The sequence below is a fragment of the Opacimonas viscosa genome (assembly GCF_024199005.1).
In the GTDB taxonomy this organism is placed as follows: domain Bacteria; phylum Pseudomonadota; class Gammaproteobacteria; order Enterobacterales; family Alteromonadaceae; genus Opacimonas; species Opacimonas viscosa.
In genome coordinates this window covers 1-19,741 of sequence record NZ_JANATA010000023.1, presented here as the reverse complement: position 1 = coordinate 19,741, position 19,741 = coordinate 1, and the positions used below count along the sequence as shown (strand labels likewise).

Annotated in this window: 26 protein-coding genes; 24 read left to right on the top strand and 2 right to left on the bottom strand. The window is 42.3% G+C overall.

Features of this window, described 5'->3' with window-relative positions:
- The first annotated feature begins 28 nt into the window (after positions 1 to 28).
- From NLF92_RS11265 to cspE, 4 genes are all read left to right on the top strand, one after another.
- Positions 29 to 1,606 (top strand): tetratricopeptide repeat-containing sulfotransferase family protein, encoded by a 1,578-nt coding sequence (locus NLF92_RS11265; RefSeq protein ID WP_254101982.1) that lies wholly within the window; start codon positions 29 to 31, stop codon positions 1,604 to 1,606.
- Between the two features lie 299 nt (positions 1,607 to 1,905).
- The gene (locus NLF92_RS11260; protein WP_254101980.1) at positions 1,906 to 3,624 is read left to right on the top strand and encodes an acetolactate synthase 3 large subunit; all 1,719 of its coding nucleotides are present in this window, start codon (positions 1,906 to 1,908) and stop codon (positions 3,622 to 3,624) included.
- A gap of 1 nt (position 3,625) precedes the next feature.
- Positions 3,626 to 4,123 carry an acetolactate synthase small subunit gene (gene ilvN / locus NLF92_RS11255; protein WP_254101978.1) on the top strand — a complete coding sequence of 166 codons (498 nt, stop codon included), beginning with the start codon at positions 3,626 to 3,628 and terminating at the stop codon, positions 4,121 to 4,123.
- 273 nt (positions 4,124 to 4,396) lie between these two features.
- Positions 4,397 to 4,606 carry a transcription antiterminator/RNA stability regulator CspE gene (gene cspE, locus NLF92_RS11250; protein WP_254101971.1) on the top strand — a complete coding sequence of 70 codons (210 nt, stop codon included), beginning with the start codon at positions 4,397 to 4,399 and terminating at the stop codon, positions 4,604 to 4,606.
- Between the two features lie 81 nt (positions 4,607 to 4,687).
- Here the strand turns inward: cspE and fre are convergent, their stop codons facing one another.
- Both fre and ubiD read right to left on the bottom strand, forming a co-directional pair.
- Positions 4,688 to 5,374, bottom strand: a complete 687-nt coding sequence (gene fre / locus NLF92_RS11245) for an NAD(P)H-flavin reductase (protein WP_254101969.1) — start codon at positions 5,372 to 5,374, stop codon at positions 4,688 to 4,690.
- An 8-nt stretch (positions 5,375 to 5,382) separates the two neighbouring features.
- Positions 5,383 to 6,876, bottom strand: coding sequence for a 4-hydroxy-3-polyprenylbenzoate decarboxylase (ubiD, locus tag NLF92_RS11240; RefSeq protein WP_254101968.1), 1,494 nt, complete (start codon positions 6,874 to 6,876; stop codon positions 5,383 to 5,385).
- Between the two features lie 219 nt (positions 6,877 to 7,095).
- Between ubiD and NLF92_RS11235 the strand changes: the two genes are divergently transcribed.
- The 20 genes from NLF92_RS11235 (at position 7,096) to rplQ (ending at position 19,659) form a co-directional block, all read left to right on the top strand.
- Positions 7,096 to 7,716 (top strand): tetratricopeptide repeat protein, encoded by a 621-nt coding sequence (locus tag NLF92_RS11235; protein ID WP_254101966.1) that lies wholly within the window; start codon positions 7,096 to 7,098, stop codon positions 7,714 to 7,716.
- A gap of 112 nt (positions 7,717 to 7,828) precedes the next feature.
- Positions 7,829 to 10,177 (top strand): ribonuclease R, encoded by a 2,349-nt coding sequence (rnr, locus tag NLF92_RS11230; RefSeq protein ID WP_254101964.1) that lies wholly within the window; start codon positions 7,829 to 7,831, stop codon positions 10,175 to 10,177.
- Between the two features lie 44 nt (positions 10,178 to 10,221).
- A complete protein-coding gene (gene rlmB / locus NLF92_RS11225; protein ID WP_254101962.1) occupies positions 10,222 to 10,965 on the top strand; it encodes a 23S rRNA (guanosine(2251)-2'-O)-methyltransferase RlmB in 744 nt (247 codons plus the stop codon).
- Between the two features lie 239 nt (positions 10,966 to 11,204).
- Positions 11,205 to 11,573 (top strand): 50S ribosomal protein L14, encoded by a 369-nt coding sequence (gene rplN, locus NLF92_RS11220; RefSeq protein ID WP_008846203.1) that lies wholly within the window; start codon positions 11,205 to 11,207, stop codon positions 11,571 to 11,573.
- Positions 11,574 to 11,585: 12 nt separating this feature from the next.
- Positions 11,586 to 11,900: a 50S ribosomal protein L24 gene (gene rplX, locus NLF92_RS11215; protein WP_254101960.1), complete on the top strand. Its 315-nt coding sequence runs from the start codon at positions 11,586 to 11,588 to the stop codon at positions 11,898 to 11,900.
- 16 nt (positions 11,901 to 11,916) lie between these two features.
- A complete protein-coding gene (rplE, locus tag NLF92_RS11210; RefSeq protein ID WP_254101958.1) occupies positions 11,917 to 12,456 on the top strand; it encodes a 50S ribosomal protein L5 in 540 nt (179 codons plus the stop codon).
- Positions 12,457 to 12,467: 11 nt separating this feature from the next.
- Positions 12,468 to 12,773: a 30S ribosomal protein S14 gene (rpsN, locus tag NLF92_RS11205; RefSeq protein ID WP_254101956.1), complete on the top strand. Its 306-nt coding sequence runs from the start codon at positions 12,468 to 12,470 to the stop codon at positions 12,771 to 12,773.
- Positions 12,774 to 12,785: 12 nt separating this feature from the next.
- A complete protein-coding gene (gene rpsH / locus NLF92_RS11200) occupies positions 12,786 to 13,178 on the top strand; it encodes a 30S ribosomal protein S8 (RefSeq protein ID WP_254101949.1) in 393 nt (130 codons plus the stop codon).
- Positions 13,179 to 13,191: 13 nt separating this feature from the next.
- Complete coding sequence (gene rplF / locus NLF92_RS11195; RefSeq protein ID WP_254101947.1) at positions 13,192 to 13,725, top strand: 50S ribosomal protein L6; 534 nt, start codon at positions 13,192 to 13,194, stop codon at positions 13,723 to 13,725.
- A gap of 12 nt (positions 13,726 to 13,737) precedes the next feature.
- Entirely contained in the window at positions 13,738 to 14,091 is a 354-nt protein-coding gene (gene rplR, locus NLF92_RS11190; protein ID WP_254101945.1) for a 50S ribosomal protein L18, read from the top strand.
- A 9-nt stretch (positions 14,092 to 14,100) separates the two neighbouring features.
- Positions 14,101 to 14,604, top strand: coding sequence for a 30S ribosomal protein S5 (gene rpsE, locus NLF92_RS11185; RefSeq protein WP_254101943.1), 504 nt, complete (start codon positions 14,101 to 14,103; stop codon positions 14,602 to 14,604).
- Positions 14,605 to 14,610: 6 nt separating this feature from the next.
- Positions 14,611 to 14,793, top strand: a complete 183-nt coding sequence (gene rpmD, locus NLF92_RS11180) for a 50S ribosomal protein L30 (RefSeq protein WP_254101941.1) — start codon at positions 14,611 to 14,613, stop codon at positions 14,791 to 14,793.
- 3 nt (positions 14,794 to 14,796) lie between these two features.
- Positions 14,797 to 15,231: a 50S ribosomal protein L15 gene (gene rplO / locus NLF92_RS11175; RefSeq protein WP_254101939.1), complete on the top strand. Its 435-nt coding sequence runs from the start codon at positions 14,797 to 14,799 to the stop codon at positions 15,229 to 15,231.
- Between the two features lie 3 nt (positions 15,232 to 15,234).
- Positions 15,235 to 16,554, top strand: a complete 1,320-nt coding sequence (gene secY, locus NLF92_RS11170; RefSeq protein WP_254101937.1) for a preprotein translocase subunit SecY — start codon at positions 15,235 to 15,237, stop codon at positions 16,552 to 16,554.
- Positions 16,555 to 16,577: 23 nt separating this feature from the next.
- The gene (gene rpmJ, locus NLF92_RS11165) at positions 16,578 to 16,691 is read left to right on the top strand and encodes a 50S ribosomal protein L36 (RefSeq protein ID WP_075607266.1); all 114 of its coding nucleotides are present in this window, start codon (positions 16,578 to 16,580) and stop codon (positions 16,689 to 16,691) included.
- A gap of 145 nt (positions 16,692 to 16,836) precedes the next feature.
- Positions 16,837 to 17,193 (top strand): 30S ribosomal protein S13, encoded by a 357-nt coding sequence (gene rpsM / locus NLF92_RS11160; RefSeq protein ID WP_254101930.1) that lies wholly within the window; start codon positions 16,837 to 16,839, stop codon positions 17,191 to 17,193.
- Positions 17,194 to 17,205: 12 nt separating this feature from the next.
- Positions 17,206 to 17,595, top strand: a complete 390-nt coding sequence (gene rpsK, locus NLF92_RS11155; protein WP_254101928.1) for a 30S ribosomal protein S11 — start codon at positions 17,206 to 17,208, stop codon at positions 17,593 to 17,595.
- Positions 17,596 to 17,619: 24 nt separating this feature from the next.
- Positions 17,620 to 18,240, top strand: coding sequence for a 30S ribosomal protein S4 (rpsD, locus tag NLF92_RS11150; RefSeq protein ID WP_254101926.1), 621 nt, complete (start codon positions 17,620 to 17,622; stop codon positions 18,238 to 18,240).
- 21 nt (positions 18,241 to 18,261) lie between these two features.
- Positions 18,262 to 19,242, top strand: coding sequence for a DNA-directed RNA polymerase subunit alpha (locus NLF92_RS11145; RefSeq protein ID WP_254101919.1), 981 nt, complete (start codon positions 18,262 to 18,264; stop codon positions 19,240 to 19,242).
- A gap of 15 nt (positions 19,243 to 19,257) precedes the next feature.
- On the top strand, positions 19,258 to 19,659 hold the full coding sequence (gene rplQ, locus NLF92_RS11140) for a 50S ribosomal protein L17 (protein ID WP_254101917.1): 402 nt from the start codon (positions 19,258 to 19,260) through the stop codon (positions 19,657 to 19,659).
- Positions 19,660 to 19,741: the final 82 nt, after the last annotated feature.

The following is a 19,741-nucleotide window of genomic DNA, read 5'->3' as shown; positions in this document are numbered from 1 at the left end:
TCAGATAAATTCTCAACCGATGTATGCGATGTCTTCATTAGCCTCATTACACCAGAAAATACTGCAGCACTTATCGTCTCAGTCTTTTGTAGCAGCGCATCCGATGGTGGTGTCTTTAATTCAAACCAGCGAGCACGATACATTTTATCTGGCTGAAGGCTATTTTTTCTTGGGAATTATCAACAGTGAGTTAGGACAGTTTAACAAGGCGGTACAATGTTTAGAAAAAGCGGTGAGTGTGCAACCATCGTCTGAATATTTTGCCTACATTGCTAAGTGTTATGCGTTATTAGGTGATACTAATCGCGCTATGGCGGCTGTGGACAGTGTTCGTCTTGAGCAACTCAATGAGCCAAATGCCCTTGATACAATTGGGGTTGCATTGAGTCGTATTGGTTTTCATGACCAAGCGCTAACCTTCTTCACAAAAGCAATATCACTCAACAAAACACGCCCCTTATATTATTATAATTATGGTATGTCACTGAAGTTTGCAGGGCAATTTGAGGCAGCATCAGTGGCGTATAAAAATGTGTTGAAGCTAGCACCTAATCATGCGCCAACCCATTTTGCACTGGCGGATTTGGGCGGCGCAACTGTGGACGAAAATAACATTTCGACATTGCAAGCGATGCTGGATAAACCCGATTTGCCGGTTGATGATCGTATGCATCTTGCGCATGCTCTGGCGTTAGAGCTACAACAAATCGGTCAACACGAATCTGCGTTTGCCGCGTTGATCAGCGCTAAGGCTGAAAAAGCAAATACATTAAATTACACTATTGACGATGACATTGCTCTTTTTTCTGCCTTGCAAAACGGGGCATTAGTTAATAGCAATACGCCATCAGGTTGTCCGAGTGAGCGCCCTATTTTTATTGTCGGGATGCCTCGTTCTGGAACGACCTTGGTAGAACGTATTTTATCGCATCATTCACAAGTTGGTAGTGGTGGCGAATTACAAGATTTTGGTGTTGCAGTGAAAGAGTTGACTCAAACGCCTGGATTAAAAGTACTCGACATCCCGACTATCGAAGCCGCACACACACTCGATATGACTGAACTAGGTGAGCATTATATTACAAAAACACAACGCATTGCACCGAGTGATGCACGGTTCATTGACAAGCTGCCATTTAACTTCTTTTATATTCAATTAATCAAAGCTGCGTTGCCTAATGCCAAGGTTATTGTGATGCTCCGAGATCCTATGGACACCTGTGTGGGTAACTTTAGGCAGTTATTTTCTCTAAATAGTCCCTATTATAATTATGCTTTTCATCTAGAAACTGTCGGCGAGTTTTATTGTCAATTTCGCCAGCACATTGATTTTGTCAAAAGAGTATATGGTGATGGTATATACATACAAGATTACCAAACACTCGTAAAGGAACCCGAAAAACAAGTGCGCGAACTCCTTGCGTATTGTAATTTGCCCTACGAAGCACAGTGTTTATCTGTCGAAACAAACACTCTCCCAGTATCTACAGCTTCCAAAGTTCAGGTTAGACAACCAATTAATACTTCCAGCATTGGTCGTTGGAAAAAATTTGGTAAGGCCACGCAGCCTTTGTACGATATTTTGCATGCTCAAGGAATTGTATAGTGAAATAGGTATAGTTTTGGTATGGTGTCGCTTTGCACCATACTATGGTCTAAAGGCAGTCATGTGAGACTGCGATAAAATGACAATCAAGAGTAAGAGCATAATTCTTGAAATCAGCTTGTTATGAAAATGTAAAAAATCCTAAATCACCCGTCCTATTAATACTAAATTAGAATATTTGTCCTAATTTTTATGTATATATGGATAAGTTTTTCACCATTTGGTTTTTTTCTGTTTATTCTTCCTAATTCGTGAAGTACACTTTTATTATTAGTTAAATTTTTTAATGGAGAGAGATCGTGAAGATGATGTCTGGCGCTGCAATGGTAGTGCAAACCCTTAATGACCTTGGGGTAAAACATGTGTTTGGTTATCCTGGTGGTGCCGTCTTAGATATTTATGACGCATTATTTGCTCAGGATGAGGTCGAGCATGTTTTGGTACGTCATGAGCAAGCTGCTGCTCACATGGCAGATGGTTATGCACGATCAACTGGTATTACTGGTACGGTACTGGTCACTTCTGGTCCTGGAGCAACGAACACTATTACGGGTATTGCAACAGCTTACATGGACTCTATCCCAATGGTAGTTTTATCAGGGCAGGTTCCTTCTCAGCATATCGGTGAAGATGCTTTCCAAGAAACAGATATGGTGGGTTGCTCCCGTCCTATCGTCAAACACAGCTTTCTAGTGAAGCGCGCTGTTGATATTCCTAAAGCGATTGCACAAGCTTATTATATTGCAAATACTGGTCGTCCAGGCCCGGTAGTTGTTGATTTACCTAAAGACATAGTTAATGTAGCTGAGGAACACCCATATGAGTTCCCTACTGATGTGACTTTACGTTCTTACAATCCTGTTTTAAAAGGTCATAATAAGCAGATTGGTAAGGCGGTAAAATCCATCCAAGCGGCTAAACGCCCAGTGTTATATGTAGGTGGTGGAGCGATTACCGCAGAGGCCCAAGGTAAAGTCACGGAGCTTGCTGAACTGCTTCATTGTCCAGTGACATGTACGCTAATGGGGTTAGGTGCCTTCTCTGGGGTACATCCACAATTTGTTGGGATGCTGGGCATGCATGGTACCGTTGAAGCTAACAAAACCATGCACAATGCAGATTGCATCGTTGCTTTGGGTGCTCGTTTTGATGATCGAGTGACTAATAATGTTGAAAAATTCTGTCCTTATGCAGATATTATTCACGTCGATATTGACCCTGCGTCTATTTCTAAAACTGTGAAGGCACATATTCCGGTTGTAGGATCGGTAGATACTGTCGTACAACAAATTTTGGAAGCGTTAGCTGGAAGTGATTTTTCAGAACAAAAAGCAAAACTAGCTGATTGGTGGAAGCAAATTGAAGGTTGGAGAAGTCAGCAGTGTTTGAGCTTTGAGCAACCAAGCGAGGTTATCAAACCACAAAAAGTTATCGAAGCTTTATATAAGCATACTAATGGTGAAGCTTTTGTTAGCTCTGATGTTGGCCAACATCAAATGTTTGCTGCTTTATATTATCCATTTGCTAAACCGCGTCAGTGGATTAACTCAGGTGGCTTAGGCACCATGGGCTTTGGTTTACCGGCTGCTATGGGGGTACAGTTTGCACACCCTGAAGCCACTTCGGTAGTGGTGACTGGCGATGGAAGTATTCAAATGAATATTCAAGAATTATCGACGTGCTTACAATATAACTTACCGATTAAAATCATTACTTTAAATAACCGTGCCTTGGGTATGGTGCGCCAATGGCAAGATATGATTTATCAAGGTCGTCACTCTAGTTCTTACATGGACTCAATGCCTGATTTTATAAAATTAGTGGAAGCATATGGCCATATTGGCATCAAAGTAGATAAGTTAGAAGAATTAGACGATGCTATGGAGCGCTGTTTTGCGGAGAAAAACCGGTTAGTCTTTATGGACATTGCCGTAGATCAAAATGAACACGTTTATCCAATGCAAATCAAATATGGGGCGATGGATGAAATGCGCCTAAGTAAGACGGAGCGTACTTAATATGAAACGTATTATCTCAGTATTAATGGAAAATGCCCCAGGTGCTTTGTCACGAATTGTTGGTGTGTTTTCACAACGTGGTTATAACGTTGACTCTCTTTGTGTATCGACCACCGATGACGATAGCTTATCGCGTTTGACAATAGCTACACAGGGCGATGATAAAGTGATTGAACAAATCATCAAACAGATGAATAAGTTGATTGATGTTCTGAAAGTAACTGAATTAACAGACTCTCCACATGTTGAAAGAGAGTTGATGTTAGTGAAGGTGGTGGCTAACAACGAAGCATCACGCAACGATGTTATGCGTACTGTTGACATATTCAGAGCAAAAATATTGGATGTAAGCGCAGTTAATTATACGATTGAATTAACGGGGAATGTCGATAAGTTAGATGCATTCTTGGTAACGTTAAAACATAGCGCCACTATTTTAGAGTCAGCTAGAACCGGGGCTTGCGGTCTTGCTAGAGGTGAAAAAGCCTTAACGCCTTAGTCCATATGTCCGTATAGGCATGTGTACATATAGCCACTAGGAAGTTCATATTTATCTTTATAAATATGAACTTTTTGCTTTGATAAATACTATATAGGTGCTATGCTGACCGGGTATTCAATTAGGCATGTATTATTTGTTATCAGCCTTATAAGTCTTTGTGGAATGAAAGTTTCACTATTTTTTAGTAAGACAAACGCCTATAAGCACCCTATTTGAAAACAAGATACGCAGTTAGGCGTTTAAATTTATTTACTATATTAAGGTGACATTATGTCTAAAGTAACAGGTTCTGTTAAGTGGTTCAATGCCGATAAAGGTTATGGTTTTATTACTCAAGATAACGGTGGCAAAGATGTATTCGTACATTTCCGTGCTATCCAGTCTGAAGGTTACAAAACGTTACCAGAAGGTCAAAAGGTTTCTTTTGAAATCGAAGACGGTCAAAAAGGCCTACAAGCTGCTAACGTAACAGCTATCTAAGAATCTTATTCTTACTAAAAAGCCGCTCAAATATGAGCGGCTTTTTTTTGTCTGTTTTTCTTAAAAAATGATTACTTACGTTTAGATAAAAGCGTAAGCATCACCAAATAATGCAGAATTTGGTAAACCGGCGTTGGTATAGTCTTCCCTAGCAACTTTGGCCATAGGGAAAGGACCAGCAATATACACTTGTAGATGACTTAAGTCAGTAAAATGGTTTAACACTGCTTGGTGAACTAAACCTGTAGCGCCAGACCAGTCCTCATCGGCACCCTCTACAACCGGATGAAAGAAGATATTATCGTGGTCGTGCGCTAGGTTTGTCAGCGCTTCTGCTTCGTACAATTGGCTAAACTCTTTTGCTCCCCAGAAAATATGAATGTCATTTTCAAGTTGTTGAGTCACTGCTTCATATGCAATAGATTTGACGTAAGAATATCCAGTACCACCTGCGACCAACACAATGGTTTTTTCATCAGGCTGTAGATAAGCTTTACCATTAGCCAGTGATACTTGAATATTCCCTTTAGTACGCAGTTGCTCAATAACATCCCAAGCATATGGGTTCTCTGGAGTCGCGCCAATGTGCAACTCAATAAAGCGATCTTTACTAGGACTGCTCGCAATAGAGAATGGTCTTTCATCATTTGCACCCATCTTAACTAATAGGTATTGTCCAGCCTCATAGGTAAGGACTTCGTCTGATGACAGAATGATACGATAAACGTCATGACCGACATTTTCTATGGTTTTTAAATTTAGTTGCATGAGCTCTCTTACTGTTTTTTAGTGTTTGGGATTAAGGCATCGATGCCTAAACTATCCCATAAAGTATCTATCTTGGCGGTGACTTCTGGATCCATAACAATCGGTTCGCCCCATTCCCGGTCTGTTTCACCAGGCATTTTATTAGTGGCGTCCATCCCCATCTTAGAGCCTAAGCCTGACACAGGTGAGGCAAAATCTAAATAGTCAATTGGTGTATTGTCAATTAAAGTTGTGTCCCTTGTAGGATCCATTCGAGTAGTAATAGCCCAGATCACGTCCTCCCAATTACGTGCATCGATATCGTCATCACAGACAATTACGAACTTGGTATACATGAACTGACGCAAGAATGACCAAACACCTAACATGACACGTTTGGCATGACCTGGGTACTGTTTCTTCATCGTGACGATTGCCATACGATAGGAACATCCCTCAGGCGGTAGATAAAAATCAGTGATTTCAGGAAACTGCTTTTGTAAAATTGGCACAAATACCTCGTTCAATGCAACGCCTAAAATCGCCGGTTCGTCAGGTGGCCTACCAGTATAAGTTGAATGATAAATGGGATCTTTGCGGTGCGTGATATGTGTCACAGTCAGTACTGGGAAGTCATCGACTTCATTGTAATAACCAGTATGGTCACCATATGGACCCTCAGGTGCCATCTCACCAGGCATTATGAAACCCTCAAGGACGATTTCAGCATTCGCAGGTACTTGTAGGTCATTGGATACAGACGCAGTAACTTCAGTTTTGCTACCACGTAACAACCCTGCAAAAGCGTACTCTGATAAAGTATCTGGAACGGGTGTTACAGCACCCAGAATGGTGGCCGGATCAGCGCCTAAAGCAACAGAGACTGGATAAGGTTTGTTTGGATTTTGCTGGCACCATTCTCTAAAATCTAAAGCACCGCCGCGATGCGAAAGCCAACGCATAATGATTTTGTTTTTCCCTATAACTTGCTGGCGATAAATTCCGAGGTTTTGGCGCTTTTTATGTGGGCCTCGCGTAACGGTAAGACCCCACGTAATAAGTGGTGCAGCGTCGCCAGGCCAACAACGTTGTACAGGAATTTTACTTAGATCGACATCATCACCACTGATAACAACTTCTTGGCAAGGTGCTTTTTTGATCACTTTTGCTGGCATATTCAACACTTGCTTAAAGACGGGAAGTTTACTCCAAAGGTCTTTTAAGCCTTTGGGTGGATCTGGTTCTTTAAGGTAAGCCAGTAATTTTCCTACATCGCGAAGTGCGTGCACAGAATCTTGACCCATACCCATGGCAACTCGCTCTGGTGTACCGAATAGATTAGCCAATACGGGCATATCATGACCGATTGGATTTTCAAAAAGCAGCGCTGGACCTCCCGCTCGTAAAGTACGGTCTGCAATTTCCGTCATTTCTAACTCAGTACTTATCGGCTGAGAAATCCTGAGGAGCTTGCCTTGGGCTTCGAGTTGTTGGATAAAATCTCGCAAATCTTTATATTGCATAGTTATCAGGGACCTAGCTAGGTAAAAACATGTCTAAGTATACCAAAACAACCCCTTATATGATCAGTTTCTCTGTGCAGAAGGAGAAAAATTCAATGAAAAATGTAAATTGCCGATAAAACATTGAGGTCTTGAGGAAAATATATTGTGAACTATGTGTACCGATTAGATAAACATTTATACCCGCTCTTAGCAGTGTTAATACTCTCATGTTGCTTTATGCCTTTAAGTAGCGAAGCCCAAGAATTTGATGGGCAATTACCGCCCACAGATCCCAATGAGATAAAGGCTATTCAACTGTATTCACAAAGTGAGCTCATTCGTTTAATTAACGAAAATACACATCTGCAAAGAGTGAAGTTAGATCGCTGCCAACTGGTGGAAGATATTGAAGCTAGAGCGACAGTGTTAGAAATTCCTGCTTACCAATTTTTATGGGGGGATATGCTTGCCTGGGGCGTGTGTGTAGAAAGAGATCCCAAATCAGGTATTTTGTATATGCAAGAATCTGCTAACCAAGGTTTCCCGGCGGGATTAGAGCACTTAGGACGTTACGCCAGAACAGGTACACTGATAAATCAAGACTATAACAAAGCCATTTTGTATCTTCGAGAGGCTTCTGCACTGGGCTCTGAAAAGGCATTAGTACAGTTAGTCGATTTATTCTTACAAGGTTATGGCAGTCCATATGATTATCAAGATGCCTATATTTGGTTGTCGCAAGTTATTACAGCAGATAAAGCATATCAGGCGTCTATAGTTGCTAAGCGTCAACGCCTGGCCCAACGTATGAGTGGACAAAGTATCCGCATTGCTGATGAATACCTAAAAACCCAATAAAATTGCCAAACACCTGAGTAATTGATGTGAAAAGGGGAATATGTCGATTAGATTACCCCTTTTCGTATATCCTTGTTATACTTTATAAAATTAAGTAAAACATAGATATTAAATGTCACAAGACCCGCATTTTGCCCGCGAAAAAGCCAAATATGAAAATCCTGTCGCTAGCCGCGAACACCTTCTGGAAGTTTTAGTCGCCGCTAAACAAGCCTTATCTTTTATGGAGATTTGCGTTTTAGTTGATGCTCGAGAAGATTTGCAACAAGTAGGTATCCAACGGCGTCTAAGAGCGATGGAGCGTGAAGGGCAAATTCGATTCACTGCGAAGAAAAAATACGAACCTCAGGCCCAGGACGAAATACTGACAGGAAGAGTTATTGGTCATCGTGATGGTTTTGGTTTCTTGCACATTAGCAGGGAAGAAAAAGACTGGTATTTATCGGCAGGACAAATGAAAAATGTCGTACATGGTGATATTGTCCAAGCTGTCAGTAAGGGGGTTGATCGCAAAGGTCGCAATGAAGCACGCATTACCAAAGTTGTGACGCCTCGCCCTGAGCCCATAGTGGGGCGATTCTTTGTGGAGCATGGTGTGGCAGTCGTGATCCCAGATGACAGTAGAATTCAACACGAAATTTTTATTGGTCCACAAGACACCAAAGGTGCGCGCCAAGGCAATGTGGTAGTCGTCGAATTTGTCAAACGCCCAAGTAAAATATCAAGCCCCGCAGGTAAGGTGCTGGAAGTTCTCGGAGAACACTTGGCTCCTGGAATGGAAATCGAAATGGCTTTGCGGACCTTTGACATCCCTCATGTTTGGCCCAAAGCGGTTGAAAAGCAAGTCGCTCCACTAGGTGAACAAGTTCCTGAAGAGGCTAAACAAGGCCGCATCGATCTGCGAGATATCCCTTTAATTACGATTGATGGCGAAGATGCGCGTGATTTTGATGATGCTGTTTATTGTCAGACATTAACACAGGACGGTTTAGTCTCTGGCTATAAGTTATATGTCGCGATAGCTGATGTGAGTTATTATGTGCGTCCTGGTTCAGCGCTTGATCAGGAAGCTATCAATCGAGGTAATTCAGTTTATTTTCCGGCCCAAGTTATCCCGATGCTTCCCGAAGTACTATCTAATGGATTGTGTTCCTTGAATCCAGAAGTAGACCGTCTGTGCATGGTCTGTGAGATGCATATTGACTTAGACGGTCAGTGTAACAGTTATCAATTCTTTGAAGCGGTGATGCGCTCCCATGCACGTTTCACTTACACAAAGGTAGCAGCTATTTTAGATGGCGATACAGAGTTAAGAGAGCGTTACGCAGCTTTTGTTGATGATTTAGAGAATTTACAGGCATTGTACAAAGTCTTAAAAACGGCTAGAGATGCTCGCGGTGCAGTCGAATTTGAAACCAATGAAAGTAAGTTTGTGTTTAACGCTCAGCGTAAAATAGAAAATATTGTTGCCTTACATCGCAATGATGCACATAAACTTATCGAAGAATGCATGATCTTAGCCAATGTATGCACTGCTAAATTCTTGGCTAAGAATAAAGCGGAAGGGTTGTATAGGGTACATGATAAGCCCGATCCTGACCGACTGTTATCATTTACCTCGTATTTAGCAGAGGTTGGAGTTACGCATAAGTTAGCAAGTGATACATCAGCGTCAGCATTTACTCATGTTATGCAAAAGGTACGCAATCGCGCGGATAGTGAATTGATTCAAACAATGTTGCTACGTTCGATGAAACAAGCGGTGTACGATAACGAGAATATTGGTCATTTTGGTCTAGCACTAGAGGAATATGCACACTTCACCTCTCCTATCAGACGCTATCCTGATTTAGTCGTTCATCGTGCTATAAAAGGTGTGTTAGCTAAGCAAAAATCGTTGAAATCGACAACTGGCGGTAAACTCTATAGCAGCGAAGAAGTCGAATCGTTGGGGGAGCAATGCTCTATGACAGAGCGCCGTGCTGATGATGCGACACGTGATGTTGCTGATTGGCTGAAATGCGAATTCATGCAAGATCATGTTGGTGATGTCTTCCAAGCTGTCGTTGCTTCGGTGACTAATTTCGGTTTATTTGTACGTATCACGGATTTTGGTATTGATGGTTTGGTCCATGTCACCGCTTTGGGGAATGACTATTATCGTTTCGATGACGTAAAACAGATGTTGATAGGTGAGGCTTCTGGACGGGTATTCCGTTTAGGGGATAGCTTGGAAGTCAAAGTGGCAGGCGTGAATCTAGATGATCGCAAGATAGACCTCATCCTTGCGAATAGCGAACCTGATATGCCGAAGAGTAAACGTAAAAAAAGCACCAAGGCAAGAAAAGGACCGAGTAAGCCGGGTACCGACGCACCCAAAGTTCGTCCTCCAAAAGCTAAAAAAGGCAAATCTTCTTCTCGTGATAAGAAAAAGAAGAAACAATCAAAACATAGAAAATAGCATAGGTAAATGTTGCTTATAGCTTTACATACAGAGAAAAAAACATGGCACAACAATCAGAATGGCTTTATGGCATTCACGCTTTATCGGCAATCCTAGAACGTGATCCGAGCCGAATTTTAGAGCTATTTATCGCCAAGGGTCGAGATGATGAGCGTCTGCACAAAGTCGTAAACTTAGCTCGAAAAAATAAAATCAGTGTGCAGTTTGCGCAGCGTAAAGTGTTAGATGATAAAACCCAAGGTGAACAACACCAAGGCATAGTCGCAAGAGCTTTACCAGCAAAGCCATTGACTGAAACGGATTTGGATAATCTGTTAGGAAACACCAAACAACCTTTTTTACTGCTGCTCGATGGGGTCACTGATCCGCATAACTTAGGAGCAGTGTTACGTACAGCTGATGCTGCAGGGGTCGATGCGGTTATTGTACCAAAGGATAAATCAGCGACTCTCAATGGAACGGTACGTAAAGTTGCTTGTGGTGCGGCGGATGTCATTCCTTTAATTCAAGTGACTAACTTAGCGCGTACTATCACGGAGTTACAAGAACAAGGCGTTTGGGTTATCGGCACCGCTGGCGAGGCTGAACAAACCATATATGCAAGTGCTTTACCAAAATCTGTTGCGTTGGTGATGGGAGCCGAAGGAAAAGGCATGCGTCGGTTGACTCGTGAACGCTGTGATGAGCTGATAAAATTACCAATGCATGGTTCTGTATCAAGTCTTAATGTCTCTGTTGCAACTGGAATATGTTTGTACGAAATAGTTAGGCAACGCAGTATTTAAATACCGTAATAGACTAAACTTACCCCACTATATTTAGCAGGTATAAAAAATTATGCCTGCGTATATTCTTCTATCTCCAAATGTATAAATAAAAGTACATTAGGGGTATCACATTCTTTCATTTTTTGTTATCATTGCGCGCCCTTTTTGTGAGGGTAATAGGCTAATTCTTTAATTTTATTAAGGTTTTGGCAGTTTTATGGCTCATTTGAGTCTTAATTTAACAGCGGAGCACTAACATGATCCAAATGCAAACTAACCTGGATGTCGCAGATAATTCTGGCGCTCGCAGGGTTCAGTGTATTAAGGTTCTTGGTGGCTCGCATCGCCGTTATGCACATATCGGTGATATCATCAAAGTTACTGTGAAAGAAGCAATTCCTCGCGGTAAAGTAAAAAAAGGTGATGTCCTGAATGCAGTGGTGGTGCGTACTAGAAAAGGCGTACGTCGTGCAGATGGTTCAACCATTCGTTTCGATAACAACGCAGCTGTTTTGCTTAATGCAAACAAGCAACCAATTGGTACGCGTATCTTTGGCCCGGTCACTCGTGAACTTCGTGGAGATTCCTTCATGAAGATTATTTCACTGGCCCCCGAGGTACTATAAGGAGTCACGATAATGGCTAGAAAAATTCGTCGTGATGATGAAGTAGTCGTATTAGCGGGTAAAGACAAAGGAAAGCAAGGCAAAGTCCTTAGCGTTCTGGTAGCTGAAAACCGTTTAGTTGTAGAAGGCGTGAACATGATCAAGAAGCACACCAAGCCTAACCCACAATTGGGTGAGCCAGGTGGCATTATTGAGAAAGAAGCGACTATACATGTGTCAAATGTAGCGATTGTTAACCCAGCAACGGGTAAAGCAGATCGCGTTGGTTTCCGTTTCGAAGATGAGAAGAAAGTTCGTTTCTTCAAATCTAACGGCGAACTAGTTTAATTAATTGGAGAGTACGATGGCGAAACTGCATGATTTCTATAAAGAAACAGTAGTAGCTGAACTTGCAAAGCAGTTCGGGTACAAAAGCGTCATGCAAGTCCCTCGGATTGAAAAAATCACTCTAAACATGGGTTTAGGTGAGGCAATTGCTGACAAGAAAGTTCTTGAAGCTGCGCAGGCCGATATGGCTGCAATCGCAGGTCAAAAACCGATTGTTACAGTTGCGAGAAAATCAGTAGCGGGTTTTAAAATCCGTGAAGGTTATCCGATTGGCTGTAAAGTAACCCTACGTGGTGAACGTATGTGGGAATTCTTAGAGCGTTTAATCTCTATTACGATTCCTCGTATCCGTGACTTCCGTGGTTTGAATCCTAAGTCTTTTGATGGACGTGGAAACTATAGCATGGGTGTTAAAGAACAGATTATCTTCCCTGAAATCGATTTCGATAAAGTAGATAAGGTTCGTGGTATGGATATTACTATCACTACTAGCGCAAACTCTAATGATGAAGCAAAAGCGTTGTTAACAGCGTTTAACTTCCCATTTAAAAAGTAAGGTGTAGGGTTATGGCAAAAGAATCAATGAAGGCGCGTGAAGCAAAACGCGCTAAATTAGTAAGCAAGTATGCTGAAAAGCGTAATGCGCTTAAAGCGATCATCAACGATGTTAATTCTTCGGAAGAAGATCGTTGGAATGCTGTACTTAAGCTACAACAACTGCCGCGTGATTCATCACGTTCACGTCAACAAAATCGTTGCCGTGTAACGGGTCGTCCACATGGTTTCCTACGCAAATTTGGTCTTTCTCGTATTAAGCTTCGCGAAGCTGCAATGCGTGGTGAAGTCCCTGGCCTTAAAAAAGCCAGCTGGTAAGGAGTAGCAAATATGAGCATGCAAGATCCTATAGCGGATATGTTTACCCGCATTCGTAACGGCCAACTGGCTGCTAAAGTAGCTGTAGCTATGCCATCTTCTAAGCAACGCGTTGCGATTGCTGAAGTATTAAAGGCAGAAGGTTACATTACTGACTATGCAGTTTCTGGTGACGTTAAGCCTACTCTTGAAGTAACGTTAAAGTACTTTGAAGGTAAGCGTGTAATCGATACTATTGAGCGAGTCAGCCGTCCTGGTTTACGCATCTATAAGAAAAAAGATGAGTTACCAAAAGTAATGGGTGGTTTAGGTGTCGCAATTGTTTCTACATCAAAAGGTGTGATGACTGACCGTGCAGCGCGTAAAGCGGGTATGGGCGGTGAGATCATCGGCTATGTAGCGTAACGGGGAGAAATCAATGTCACGAGTAGCAAAAGCACCTGTCGACTTGGTCTCTGGCGTAGAAGTATCTATCGCTGGTCAAGCCGTTACAGTTAAAGGTAAAAATGGCACATTAACTCGTACGTTTAATGACGCTGTTGAAATCAAGCAAGAAGAAAACCAGTTAGTAACTGCACCTCGTGCAAATGCGGCTAACGGTTGGGCTCAAGCTGGTACAGCACGTTCTTTATTAAGCGCTATGGTTATTGGTGTATCACAAGGTTTTGAAAAGAAACTTGAGTTAAATGGTGTTGGTTACCGTGCGCAAGCGCAAGGTGCTAAATTAAACCTAACTCTTGGTTTTTCTCACCCTGTAGTCTATGAAATGCCTGCTGGCATTACCGTAGAAACTCCTAGCCAAACTGAAATCCTCGTCAAAGGCGCGGATAAGCAGGTGGTTGGTCAGGTTGCAGCTAACATTCGCGCTTATCGTCCGCCAGAGCCTTATAAAGGTAAAGGTGTTCGTTATGCTGATGAAGCTGTACGTCGTAAAGAAGCTAAGAAAAAGTAGGTGGGTGATACGATGGATAAAAAAACAGCTCGCTTGCGTCGCGCAACTCGCGCCCGCAAAAAAATCAGTGAACTGGCCGTACATCGCTTGGTTGTTAACCGCACACCACGCCACATTTACGCTCAGTTAATCGCACCAAGTGGTTCTGAAGTACTTGCTGCTGCATCTACAGTTGAAGCTGCGTTAAAAAGTTCTCTTAAAGGAACTGGTAACGCTGAAGCAGCTGCTGCAGTTGGTAAAGCTATCGCAGAGCGCGCTATTGAAAAAGGCATCAAATCTGTTGCTTTTGACCGTAGTGGCTTTAAATACCACGGCCGTGTGAAAGCCTTAGCAGACGCAGCTCGCGAAGCTGGTCTACAGTTCTAGGAGTAGAAAATGGCTAAAGTAGAAAATCAACAACAGGGTGATTTGAATGAAAAGCTCGTTGCTGTTAACCGTGTATCAAAAGTAGTTAAAGGTGGTCGTATCTTTAGTTTTACTGCTTTAACGGTTGTCGGTGATGGCAATGGTCGCGTTGGTTTTGGTTACGGTAAGGCACGTGAAGTTCCTGCTGCAATCCAGAAAGCAATGGAAAAAGCTCGCCGTAACTTAGTTACTGTCGATCTTAACGGCAATACATTACAACACCCTATCAAAGGTCGTCATTCTGGCTCTAAAGTTTACATGCAGCCTGCATCTGAAGGTACTGGTATTATCGCCGGTGGTGCGATGCGTGCAGTACTTGAAGTAGCTGGTGTACAAAACGTACTGTCAAAATGTTACGGATCTACGAACCCAATGAACGTCATACGTGCAACAATCAATGCATTAGTGGATATGAACTCTCCAGAGTCTGTAGCTGCTAAACGTGGTTTACGTGTTGACGAAATTCTGAGGTAATTGAACATGGCTAAAACACTAAAAGTTAAACAAACAAAAAGTGCAATCGGTCGTTTACCTAAGCATAAAGCAACCTTAACGGGTCTTGGCTTACGTAAGATTGGACATGTTCGTGAATTAGAAGATACCCCTGCCGTTCGCGGCATGATCAACCGTGTATTTTACATGGTTGAGATAGTGGAGGAGTAAAAGATGCGTTTAAATACTCTTGCTCCTGCACCAGGAGCTAAAAATTCTGGTAAGCGCGTTGGTCGCGGTATCGGATCTGGTTTAGGTAAGACTGGTGGCCGTGGTCACAAAGGTCAAAAGTCTCGTTCAGGCGGGTCTGTTAAGCCAGGTTTTGAAGGCGGTCAAATGCCAATTCAGCGTCGTCTACCTAAATTTGGTTTCACATCTCGTAAATCGTTCGTTTCGGACCAAGTTACGTTAAGTGAAATTGCAAAGGTAGCAGGTGAAGTCGTTACTCTAGAAGCTTTAAAAGAAGCAGGTCTTGTGAAAAAAGAGATCTTATTCGTTAAAGTTATGAAGAGTGGTGAAATCAACCGCGCTGTAACAGTAAATGGTTTGAAGGTAACTAAAGGCGCTCGTGAAGCAATCGAAGCCGCCGGCGGTAAAATAGAGGAATAAACCATGGCTAAACCGGGTATAGATTCAGGCGCGAAAAACGGCTTAAGTGAACTACGAAGCAGATTGTTCTTTGTATTAGGTGCGATCATTGTTTTTCGTTTAGGTTCTTATGTGCCGATCCCTGGTATTGATGCCGCTGTGTTGTCTCAATTATTTGAACAACAAAAAGGTACCATCGTAGAAATGTTTAACATGTTCTCAGGTGGTGCTTTAGAGCGTGCTTCTGTATTAGCGCTTGGGATTATGCCTTATATCACTGCATCTATCATAACTCAGCTATTATCATCTGTGCATCCACCGATGATGGAGTTAAAGAAAGAAGGTGAAGCAGGTCGTCGTAAGATTAGTAAGTACACGCGTTACTTAACACTGGTACTTGCTACTTTCCAATCAATTGGAGTCGCGACTGGTCTGCCTAACTTGGTTAGTGGTTTGGTGATCAATCCTGGGTTTGGATTCTATTTTACAGCAGTTGTCAGCTTAGTAACTGGAACAATGTTCCTTATGTGGCTAGGTGAGCAAATTACTGAAAGAGGTATTGGTAACGGTATCTCCATACTGATTTTTGCAGGTATTGTGGCTGGTCTGCCAACAGCGATAGGTCAGACAGCAGAGCAAGCTAGACAAGGTGAATTAAACATTTTGTTCTTATTGCTTATAGCAGTGATTATTCTTGGCTTAACTTTCTTAGTTGTCTTTGTTGAACGTGCACAGCGCCGCATTGTGGTGAATTATGCAAAACGTCAACAAGGTAACAAGATGTACCAAGCGCAATCATCTCACTTACCTTTAAAAGTGAATATGGCGGGTGTTATCCCACCAATCTTTGCTTCTTCAATCATTCTTTTCCCGAGCACTATTGCAGGGTGGTTTGGTCAAAATGAAGCAACGTCTTGGTTGCAAGATGTGGCGTTATTATTATCGCCAGGTCAACCGTTATATGTTGGTTTGTACGCTGCGGCGATTATCTTCTTCTGTTTCTTCTACACGGCATTGACTTTCAATCCTCGTGAGACGGCGGACAACTTGAAGAAGTCTGGTGCTTTTGTACCTGGTATTCGCCCTGGTGAACAAACTTCACGTTATCTTGACAAAGTAATGACTCGCCTAACATTAGCTGGCGCAATGTATATTACCTTTGTTTGTTTGGTGCCTGAATTCATGTTGTTAACGTGGAATGTTCCATTCTACTTTGGCGGCACATCATTACTTATCATTGTGGTAGTAATTATGGATTTCATGGCGCAAGTACAAACTCATTTGATGTCTAGTCAATATGAGAGTGTATTGAAAAAAGCGAACCTTAAAGGCTATGGCCGATAAGTTCGTACCTTCGGAGTGATGAAATGAAAGTTCGTGCATCCGTTAAAAAGATTTGCCGTAACTGCAAAATCATTAAACGCAACGGCGTTGTTAGAGTGATTTGTGTAGAGCCTAAGCATAAGCAAAGGCAGGGTTAATCCAACGAAGTTAAATTTACCTAGTTATCAGTAGTTTACTACTTGTTAGCTAGGTGGTTTATCTTTTAATTTGCAATTTAGTTGACAGGTAAGTATCCTATCGGGCTTTTTAGGCTGTCAACCATAACTATGAGGAGTGCTGTTAATGGCCCGTATCGCTGGCATTAACATTCCTGAACACAAGCATGCTGTAATTGCGTTACAAGCAATTTTCGGTATCGGTGCTACACGTGCGAAAAGCATTTGTGCATCTGCAGGTGTTGCAGAAGACACCAAGATCAAAGATCTTGATGAAACAACTATTGATAAACTTCGTGATGAAGTGGGTAAATTTACTGTTGAGGGTGACCTCCGCCGTGAAGTATCAATGAGTATTAAACGTTTAATGGACCTAGGTTGCTTCCGTGGTATTCGCCACCGTCGTAGTCTACCTCTACGTGGTCAGCGCACTAAAACTAATGCGCGTACCCGTAAAGGTCCTCGTAAACCTATTAAAAAGTAAGCGGGGGACATAATGGCTAAAGCACCTACTCGCGCACGTAAGCGCGCAAAACGTCAAGTTGCTGATGGTATGGCTCATATCCATGCTTCTTTCAACAACACAATTGTGACTATAACAGACCGCCAAGGTAATGCATTATCTTGGGCCACTTCTGGTGGTTCTGGTTTCCGTGGTTCGCGTAAATCTACACCTTTTGCTGCTCAGGTAGCTGCAGAACGTGCTGGTGAAGCAGCTCAGGAATACGGTCTTAAGAATCTTGAAGTATTTGTTAAGGGTCCGGGTCCAGGTCGTGAATCTGCAATCCGTGCTTTAAATGCTACAGGTTACAAGATCACAAACATTACCGATGTGACGCCTATTCCTCACAACGGTTGCCGTCCACCGAAAAAACGTCGCGTTTAATCGACGGACAGTTGGAGAAAGAACATGGCTAGATATTTGGGTCCAAAACTCAAACTAAGTCGTCGCGAAGGAACAGATTTATTCCTTAAAAGTGGCGTTCGTGCAATTGATACAAAATGTAAGTTAGATAACGCTCCGGGCCAACATGGTGCTCGTCGTGGTCGTTTATCTGATTATGGTTTGCAGTTGCGTGAGAAGCAAAAAGTTCGTCGTATGTACGGCGTATTAGAAAAACAATTCCGTAACTACTACAAAGAAGCAGCGCGTCTTAAAGGCAATACAGGTGAAAACTTGTTACAGCTTTTAGAGCAACGTTTAGATAACGTAGTTTATCGTATGGGTTTTGCTAGCACACGTGCTGAAGCACGTCAGTTAGTAAGCCACAAAGCGATTTGTGTAAACGGAAAGGTAGTTAATATTCCTTCATTCAAGGTTTCTGCAGAGACAACTGTTTCTGTTCGTGAAAAAGCTAAAAAACAAGCACGTATTGGTGCTGCTGTTGAACTAGCAGAACAACGCGAGAAGCCAACCTGGATTGAAGTAGATGGCTCTAAACTTGAAGGTACGTTCAAACGTTTACCAGAAAGAACAGATTTATCTGCAGAAATTAACGAACAGTTGATCGTCGAACTTTACTCTAAGTAAAGTTAACTAAAAGAGGATGCTATGGGATCTGTAACTGAATTCCTTAAACCAAGATTGGTGGAAATCGAAAACCTTTCATCAACGCGCGCAAAGGTTGTATTAGAGCCGTTAGAGCGTGGCTTCGGTCACACTTTAGGTAACGCACTACGTCGTATTTTATTATCGTCTATGCCTGGCGTAGCGGTAACGGAAGTTGAAATCGATGGTGTTCAGCACGAATACAGCACCAAAGAAGGCGTGCAAGAAGATGTGATTGAAATCTTACTTAATCTGAAAGATTTAGCAGTTCGTCTAGAAGGCAAAACTGAAGCAACTCTAACTTTGGTCAAATCTGGAGCGGGTGCCGTTTTAGCTGGTGATATCCAGCACGATGGTGACGTTGAGATTATCAACCCTGAACATGTTATTTGTACGCTAACTGGCGCTGCAGAAATTAGCATGCGTATTAAGGTTGAGACTGGCCGTGGTTATGTACCTGCATCAGTGCGTCGCACCTCTGAAGAAGATGATCGTCCAATTGGTCGTTTACTTGTTGACGCTTCATATAGTCCAGTTGAGCGTATTGCATACTCAGTTGAAGCTGCACGTGTTGAACAACGTACAGATTTAGATAAGCTGATTATCGATATGGAAACAAACGGTTCATTAGATCCAGAAGAAGCGATTCGTCGCTCTGCTACTATCTTAGCTGAACAGCTTGATGCATTCGTAGATTTACGAGATGTTTCTGAGCCAGAAGCCAAAGAAGAGAAGCCTGAATTTGATCCAATTCTACTTCGTCCAGTCGACGATTTAGAGTTAACTGTTCGTTCAGCTAACTGCTTGAAAGCAGAAGCGGTACAGTATATTGGTGACCTTGTACAGCGTACTGAGGTTGAGTTGTTAAAAACTCCTAACCTTGGTAAGAAGTCATTAACAGAAATTAAAGATGTGCTTGCATCTCGTGGTTTATCTTTAGGCATGCGTCTAGAGAATTGGCCACCAGAATCAATCGCAGATTAAGAGAAGGATAGAGCTATGCGCCATCGTAAGAGTGGTCGTAAGTTAAATCGCAACAGCAGCCACAGAAAAGCAATGTTTAAAAACATGGCAAGTTCTTTGGTTAAGCACGAAGTGATTAAAACTACTTTACCAAAAGCAAAAGAACTACGTCGCGTAATTGAGCCATTAATTACATTGTCTAAAGTTGACAGCGTTGCTAACCGTCGTTTAGCAATGACTCGTACTGGTGATAAAGAAGTAGTGGGTAAATTATTCAATGAATTAGGGCCTCGTTATGAAGCTCGCCCAGGTGGTTACATTCGCATTTTAAAATGCGGTTTCCGTACTGGTGACAAAGCGCCTATGGCGTATGTTGAATTTGTTGACCGTCCAGTTGTTGAAGCTACTGAAGAAGTAGTTGAAGTAGCTGAAGACTAAATCGACACCCCAATAAAAAAGCCGTTCTGAAGTGACCCCAAAAACTTGGACACTTTACTAAGCGGCTTTCAAGGCCTGATTT